Source organism: Streptomyces sp. MnatMP-M17, assembly GCF_900091995.1.
Classification (GTDB): Bacteria; Actinomycetota; Actinomycetes; order Streptomycetales; family Streptomycetaceae; genus Streptomyces.
On the sequence record NZ_FMDK01001147.1, the window covers coordinates 1 to 1,761 of the forward strand.

Below are 1,761 nucleotides of genomic sequence, written 5' to 3' on the forward strand. Positions count from 1 at the left end.
CCCGACTGGCGGGCGTTGTTGGCGGCGATCAGCCGCCGCTCCGTCTCGTTCGCCGCCCATTCGAGGCTGGAGAGCGCGCCGGCCAGTCCGCACTCCACGGCGAGCACACCGGTGCGTCCGGTCAGAGCGCCGAACTCACCGGTGCCGCTGCCCTCCACGATCAGTACGTCCCCGTGCGCGAGGGCCTGGAGGGCGATGGAGCGCAGCAGAGTCGTGGCGCCGCTGCCCGGTGTCCCCGCGACCAGCAGATGGGGCTCCGTCGAGCGCGGTCCGGTCCGCCAGAGCACCGGAGGCGCGTCCCGCCTTCCGTCGCGCGCGAGGACCGGCACGGTGCGCGGCACCGCTCCGTCGTCGGTGAAGCCGAGGACGGTCTCGCCGGGAGCGGTGATGAAACGCTGGGCGGCGATGGCGGTGGAGAGAGCGGGCAGGACGGTCATCACCAGCTGGTTGGCCTCTTCCTGCCAGTCGAAGTGATACTCCCGGCCGCGCCCGGACTTGGCGTACAGCAACTGCTCGACCCGGGCCCGTGCGTCGGGCTCGCCGTCGGTGAAGTACGGAGGATAGGCGAGCTGGAGCCGGATGATCCGTCCCTCGCCGTCGAACGCGTGCTCGGCGAATGCCTTGCTCCACTCGCCGCCATAAGCGAAGAGCGGACTCGGGTCCTCGGGAACGGAGAGATACGGCACCAGCGCCTCGTAGAGGGACTGGAGTCGTTTCGCCTCCGCTTCGTCGGGCCCGGTCCGCGCCGGCGGCGTGCGGTCGCGTCCCTTCCAGGCGGCCACGGCCATCACCGTGATCAGGGCCAGCATCGGCCCGTACGGGATGAGCGCGGTCACCAGGACGCAGGCCGCGACCAGGAACAGCGCGGGACCGCGCCGGTCCTTGGGCGTACCGGCCCACTTCTGGCGCCCTGCGGCGGCCAGCAACCGCAGACCACGGGTGATCGTGATCAGCGGATGGAGCACGTCGGTGGCGCCGTCGGCGGCTGTACGGGCCATCTCGCGCCCGCGCGCGATCCGGTCGCTGCCACTGCTCAGAATGCGGGGGAGTGGTCGCCGGGCCACGTCTGTCTCCTGTTGGATGCGGAAAGAGGATGGGCGGGAGTCAGAATTTGATCCCGCCCAGCAGGCCGGCGAGGCTGGCGCCGCCGGCGGTGATGCTCGGGGCGATGGCGGTGCCCGCGAGATAGAAGCCGAACAGCGAGCAGACCATCGCGTGCGAGGCCTTGAGTCCGTCCTTCCGGAAGAAAAGGAAGACGATGATTCCGAGCAGCACGACGCCCGACATGGAAAGAATCATGAGGTTCTCCTGGGAGAGGGGACAGTCACCATGAGTTCTTCCAGAATCACCGCAAGTATCTATGCGACAAAAGGTGCAAGTGGGTGAAATGTCAGGTATTTCACTGCACTGGTCCATGAGGTGCCGCCGCCCGGCCGGGACGCCGTACGTCCCGTCTGCGGCGGGTGCCGGGGGCCAGTAACCTGTCGGTTCACCCGTACGGCGTCAACGAGCTGTACGTACCAGGTCAACGACGTGAAAGGTGGTCCACCGATGAGCGAAACCCCGGATCCCGAGGTGGTGGAGCTGGCCACGAGGATCTTCGACCTGGCCCGGCGCGGCGAGGCCGAGGCGCTCGCCGCGTATGTCGACGCCGGTGTGCCCGCGAATCTCACCAACGACCGGGGCGACTCCCTGCTGATGCTCGCCGCCTACCACGGCCACGCGCCGGCGGTGGCGGCCCTGCTGGAGCGCGGCGCCGAC

2 protein-coding genes and 1 pseudogene are annotated in these 1,761 nt (G+C 69.2%); 1 reads left to right on the forward strand and 2 read right to left on the reverse strand.

Annotated features, from left to right (window positions below; all coding sequences use genetic code 11):
• Nucleotides 1–1,064: pseudogene (locus GA0115259_RS37135) on the reverse strand (hypothetical protein); the annotation flags it as partial.
• Between the two features lie 40 nt (nt 1,065–1,104).
• Nucleotides 1,105–1,299: a hypothetical protein gene (locus GA0115259_RS37140; RefSeq protein ID WP_066952367.1), complete on the reverse strand. Its 195-nt coding sequence runs from the start codon at nt 1,297–1,299 to the stop codon at nt 1,105–1,107.
• A gap of 252 nt (nt 1,300–1,551) precedes the next feature.
• On the opposite strand from GA0115259_RS37140, the gene GA0115259_RS37145 reads away from it, so the two are divergent.
• On the forward strand, nt 1,552–1,761 hold a 210-nt coding region (locus GA0115259_RS37145; protein ID WP_141716864.1), incomplete at its 3' end, for an ankyrin repeat domain-containing protein.